Origin of the sequence: Lacticaseibacillus pantheris DSM 15945 = JCM 12539 = NBRC 106106, assembly GCF_001591865.1 — a bacterium.
Taxonomy (GTDB): Bacteria; Bacillota; Bacilli; order Lactobacillales; family Lactobacillaceae; genus Lacticaseibacillus; species Lacticaseibacillus pantheris.
This window is the reverse complement of sequence record NZ_BCVS01000142.1, coordinates 1-4,728: the sequence shown is the minus strand read 5'-3', so window position 1 is coordinate 4,728 and position 4,728 is coordinate 1. Positions and strand designations below refer to the sequence as shown.

Sequence of the window (4,728 nt, the reverse complement as noted above, 5' to 3'; positions counted from 1 at the left end):
TGAGCCGTTAGCTCAGTCGGTAGAGCATCTGACTTTTAATCAGAGGGTCGACAGTTCGAGCCTGTCACGGCTCATTTCCAGTAGGATCAGTTTAATGCGGGTGTGGCGGAACTGGCAGACGCGCTAGATTTAGGTTCTAGTGGTTATTCAACCGTGGGGGTTCGAGTCCCTTCACCCGCAGCAGTTAGCTGCCCATGGCAGCTGCTTTACTTTTTAGCCGACTTAGCTCAGTTGGTAGAGCATCTGTCTTGTAAACAGGGGGTCGTAGGTTCGAATCCTATAGTCGGCAGTTACCAAAATAATATGCGGAAGTAGTTCAGTGGTAGAACATCACCTTGCCATGGTGGGGGTCGCGGGTTCGAATCCCGTCTTCCGCTTTTCATGAAGACGCCGGGGTGGCGGAATTGGTAGACGCACTGGACTTAAAATCCAGCGGTGAGTAGTCACCGTACCGGTTCGAACCCGGTCCTCGGCAGAATGAACCAAATTTAATATCACGCACCCATAGCGCAATTGGATAGAGTGTCTGACTACGAATCAGAAGGTTGTAGGTTCGACTCCTACTGGGTGCATTTTTTAATCGGGAAATAGCTCAGCTTGGTAGAGCACCTGGTTTGGGACCAGGGGGTCGCAGGTTCGAATCCTGTTTTCCCGATGCCAATATAAATTAGTATGCGGAAGTAGTTCAGTGGTAGAACATCACCTTGCCATGGTGGGGGTCGCGGGTTCGAATCCCGTCTTCCGCTTTTCTAATATCGGGAAATAGCTCAGCTTGGTAGAGCGCTACGTTCGGGACGTAGAGGTCGCAGGTTCGAATCCTGTTTTCCCGACTCAGTACAACGATTTAGCCAGTTTGGTTAGACCGTTTTTTTGTGCTCTCGTTGACAAGCGGGCCACAAACTGGTAACTTAGACCACCAAACCACCATGTTGTTGCCTGACTATAAATGGCATTTGGCAAAGTTCATTAAAATACGTATAATGAAAGTCAAGATTAGTCAAACACGAAAAGGTGGTGATTGCGTGCAAGAGCAAAGTATGTCGGATATTATTGAGGCGTATCTGAACACGATACTCGCTCAGCAACGGCAAATTGAGATTCGCCGCTCTGAAATTGCGGAACGGTTTAACTGCGTACCCTCGCAGATCAATTACGTTCTGAAGACCCGTTTTACACCACAGCGTGGCTACGCTGTGGAAAGTAAGCGTGGCGGGGGCGGGTACATTCGCATCGTTAAGGCCCGGTTACGGGACGAGCAGGAACCCCTAACGGTGATGCGAGCACACATTCCTGACCAGCTTAATGAGACGGATGCCCGTGTGATGACGCAACAATTATTCGACGCGGATGTAATTAATCGCGAGACGGGGAACGCCATGTTGGCGGCGATGAGTCACCGGACTTTGGCGATTACCGATAGTGAATCAGAGCAGGTTATACGAGCACGCCTGATGCGAGCTTTTCTCGATAGTCTGCGGTATGAACGTTAACCACGTTCCGGGAGGTTTAGTATGGACAATTTATTTACGATTAGTGCCAAGAATGTGCTGTTAATTGCACAAGAACAGGCCAAGTCTTTCCACCACCATGCAGTTGGTTCTGAACACATCCTCCTGGCTTTGGTTGTTGAACAAGAAGGGGTTGCGGGCAAGACGTTGCGCCAACTGGGCGTCAACGAGGACGAGGTGCATGACGACATTGAGGCGTTTACCGGCTACGGTACGGTGCCTGATAGTGCCCTGGGTCCAGACAGCTTCCTACCATACTCGCCCAAAGGCAAAGCCATTCTGGCGGCAGCGGGTGACGAAGCTAAGCAAATTGGTGCCGTCAAAATCGGTACGGAGCATATTCTGCTAGGATTACTCCGCGATGATGACACGATTGCCGCCAAGATCATCCAGAATTCAGACCTTTCACTAACTAAATTACGCCAGCTTGTATTAAAGAAAATGGGTGTCACTGAAGGCCAGCAGGCAAAGCGGCCACGTGCGCGCCAACGCCAGTCCGTTGAAACGCCAACTTTGGATGGGTTGGCCCGCGATCTGACCCAAACCGCGCGGGACAATAAGCTTGACCCCGTTGTGGGCCGCAGCCAGGAAATCCACCGGTTGATTCAAGTGTTGGCACGCCGGACCAAGAACAATCCGGTGCTGGTAGGCGAACCAGGTGTGGGTAAAACCGCTGTGGTTGAGGGCTTTGCCCAGCGAATTGTTGCTGGTGATGTGCCCGTTGAGATGCGGGAAAAGCGGTTGATGATGCTCGATATGGGGTCATTGGTTGCCGGCACCAAGTACCGTGGTGAATTTGAGGACCGTTTGAAAAAGGTGATTGAAGAAGTCGCCGCCAACGGTCAGGTTATCCTGTTCATTGATGAGCTGCACACACTGATTGGTGCGGGTGGTGCCGAGGGCGCTATTGACGCCTCTAACATTCTGAAGCCGGCGCTGGCTCGGGGCGAGCTGCAGTTGATAGGTGCTACCACCTTGGACGAATACCAGAAGTATATTGAAAAGGATGCTGCGCTGGAGCGGCGTTTCGCTACCATCCAGGTGGACGAACCTAGCACGGATGACGCGTTCCGTATTCTGCAGGGGTTGCGCCCACGCTACGAACAGCACCACGGCATTACGATTAGCGATGCGGCTTTGAGTGCCGCCGTACAGTTGTCCAACCGTTACATCTCCTCGCGTTTCCTACCGGATAAGGCGATTGACCTCGTGGACGAAGCTGCCGCAATGGTGCGCTTGGACGCCGATGAGCAGCCAACTGCTGCTGACAAAGACGCGCAGAAGTTGGCCAAATTAGTTGCCGACAAGGAACAGGCCATTAGCGACCAGGACTTTGAGGCTGCTGCCAAGATTCGTAGCCGTGAAATGAAGTTGCGGGATAAAATTGCTAATAACGCCGCGGTGGCCGACGCTGAAGACGCCCAGCCACAGGTGCGCACCGACGTGGTTGTTGGTGAGGAGGACATCGCGAAGGTGGTGGCCCAGTGGACTGGCGTTCCGGTGACACAACTGACTAGTAAAGACAGTGAACGTCTGATCAAGTTGGAACGGGTCCTTCACGAGCGTGTGATTGGTCAGGAAGAGGCCGTTAGTGCGGTTGCTCGGGCTATTCGCCGGGCCCGTAGCGGCATCAAGGACCCTAACCGTCCTATTGGTAGTTTCATGTTCCTGGGTCCAACTGGTGTTGGTAAGACTGAGCTTGCTAAGGCGTTGGCCGAGGCCATGTTTGGGAGTGAGGACGCGCTTATCCGGGTGGACATGTCCGAGTACATGGAGAAGTACAGTACCAGTCGTCTGATTGGTGCGGCTCCGGGCTATGTTGGTTACGAGGAAGGCGGCCAGTTGACGGAAAAGGTGCGGAACAAGCCATACTCCGTTGTACTGCTAGATGAGGTCGAGAAGGCCCACCCGGATGTCTTTAACCTCCTCCTACAGGTACTTGATGATGGTTACCTGCGTGATGCAAAGGGGCGGATGGTGGACTTCCGCAACACCATTCTAATTATGACGTCCAACTTGGGTGCGACCGCACTCCGGGATGAGAAGAGCGTCGGCTTTGCAGCTGAAAACCATGGTGACGACTACAAAACCACCAAGAGTAGGGTTCTCGAAGAGCAAAAGAAGTACTTCCGGCCTGAGTTTATTAACCGAATTGACGAGACGATTGTTTTCCACAGTTTGGATAAAAAAGAACTGCACGCCATCGTTAAGTTGATGGCCAAGACCCTGATTAACCGTGTTACGTCAATGGGCATTGGCGTCCGGATTACGCCAGCCGCGGTTGATGCGATTGCCAAAGCCGGCTTTGACCCTGAATACGGGGCCCGGCCGTTACGCCGTGCGCTTCAGACCAAGGTTGAGGACCGTATGAGCGAGATTCTCCTCGCTGGTGATGCGGTGACTGGAGATACGATTGTCATCGGTGCGCGTAAGGGTGCCATCACCTTTGACGTCAAGAAGCAGGAGCATCCTGCCGACGATGCGGTGACCATCGAGTAGTAGCTCGTAGCCATCAACGTCTGACCTATGTTAGACGCTGGACGATAATGTCCCGATTTTTGTTAAACGTGTGCGCGGGTGGCGGTTCTGGCCGCCGTGGGTGCTGTGGGGTACTCCGACTTTGTGGACCGCTCCACGGTGACTGCTGCTAGGGCGAAACCTACAACCGCAAAAACCGCGGTTTCCGGTGCGAATTATAGCCTGCCTGCCCGTACTTGGCAGGCAGGCTATAATTTCGTCGCGCCGTAACTCGCTTCGCTTCGAACGGCGGCAAGCCCCTTACAGCAGTCACCGTGGAGCGGCCCAGTCGTCTTCACACCCCACGGCACCCCCACCGGTCAGAACCACATTTGTGAAAAATATATGAACGAGTTGGTCAACTGCCAATATCGTATCAGTATGGCTAAAGGTATAGACTAACTATCATATCTACAGGATATATCACGGCCCAAGACTCAGATGGTTAATGCATAATTCGTAATCGAGGTAACTGAGATTGTATCTATTGGATTATCAGGAATCCGTGAACGGGCAAAACACGTCTTGTCGTGACGCCTGTTTACTACGGTAGCGAGAGGCCGTGTCGGTTGGACTGGTGAGCAGAGGCGTGTGGGGTCGGAATGGTAACCACTGCCCGGGGGTACACCGCCGTAGGAACGTAGTGACGTACGGCGCGACGAGTTTGGAAACTGCTCGGTGGGTTTCCGGGCAGGTTCCAAAT

At 53.0% G+C, this 4,728-nt stretch carries 2 protein-coding genes and 9 tRNA genes; all 11 read left to right on the top strand.

Going from position 1 to position 4,728, the window contains the following annotated elements:
• Window position 1 precedes the first annotated feature (1 nt).
• The 11 genes from LPA02S_RS10730 (at window position 2) to LPA02S_RS10680 (ending at window position 4,007) form a co-directional block, all read left to right on the top strand.
• Window positions 2–74 (top strand) — tRNA-Lys (locus LPA02S_RS10730).
• 22 nt (window positions 75–96) lie between these two features.
• A tRNA-Leu gene (locus tag LPA02S_RS10725) sits at window positions 97–180 on the top strand.
• Window positions 181–216: 36 nt separating this feature from the next.
• Window positions 217–289, top strand: a tRNA-Thr gene (locus LPA02S_RS10720).
• 16 nt (window positions 290–305) lie between these two features.
• Window positions 306–377, top strand: a tRNA-Gly gene (locus LPA02S_RS10715).
• 12 nt (window positions 378–389) lie between these two features.
• Window positions 390–475: transfer RNA gene (locus tag LPA02S_RS10710), tRNA-Leu, on the top strand.
• Between the two features lie 23 nt (window positions 476–498).
• Window positions 499–572: transfer RNA gene (locus tag LPA02S_RS10705), tRNA-Arg, on the top strand.
• A gap of 9 nt (window positions 573–581) precedes the next feature.
• Window positions 582–655: transfer RNA gene (locus LPA02S_RS10700), tRNA-Pro, on the top strand.
• Window positions 656–674: 19 nt separating this feature from the next.
• Window positions 675–746 (top strand) — tRNA-Gly (locus tag LPA02S_RS10695).
• Between the two features lie 10 nt (window positions 747–756).
• Window positions 757–830 (top strand) — tRNA-Pro (locus LPA02S_RS10690).
• 192 nt (window positions 831–1,022) lie between these two features.
• Complete coding sequence (locus tag LPA02S_RS10685; RefSeq protein ID WP_054649257.1) at window positions 1,023–1,490, top strand: CtsR family transcriptional regulator; 468 nt, start codon at window positions 1,023–1,025, stop codon at window positions 1,488–1,490.
• A 21-nt stretch (window positions 1,491–1,511) separates the two neighbouring features.
• Window positions 1,512–4,007 carry an ATP-dependent Clp protease ATP-binding subunit gene (locus LPA02S_RS10680; RefSeq protein ID WP_054649259.1) on the top strand — a complete coding sequence of 832 codons (2,496 nt, stop codon included), beginning with the start codon at window positions 1,512–1,514 and terminating at the stop codon, window positions 4,005–4,007.
• The last annotated feature ends 721 nt before the right edge of the window (window positions 4,008–4,728 follow it).

Excerpts from the sequence above, each read along its gene's own strand:
- LPA02S_RS10680 (WP_054649259.1), top strand. The coding sequence starts at position 1,512 with ATGGACAATTTATTTACGATTAGTGCCAAGAATGTGCTGTTAATTGCA.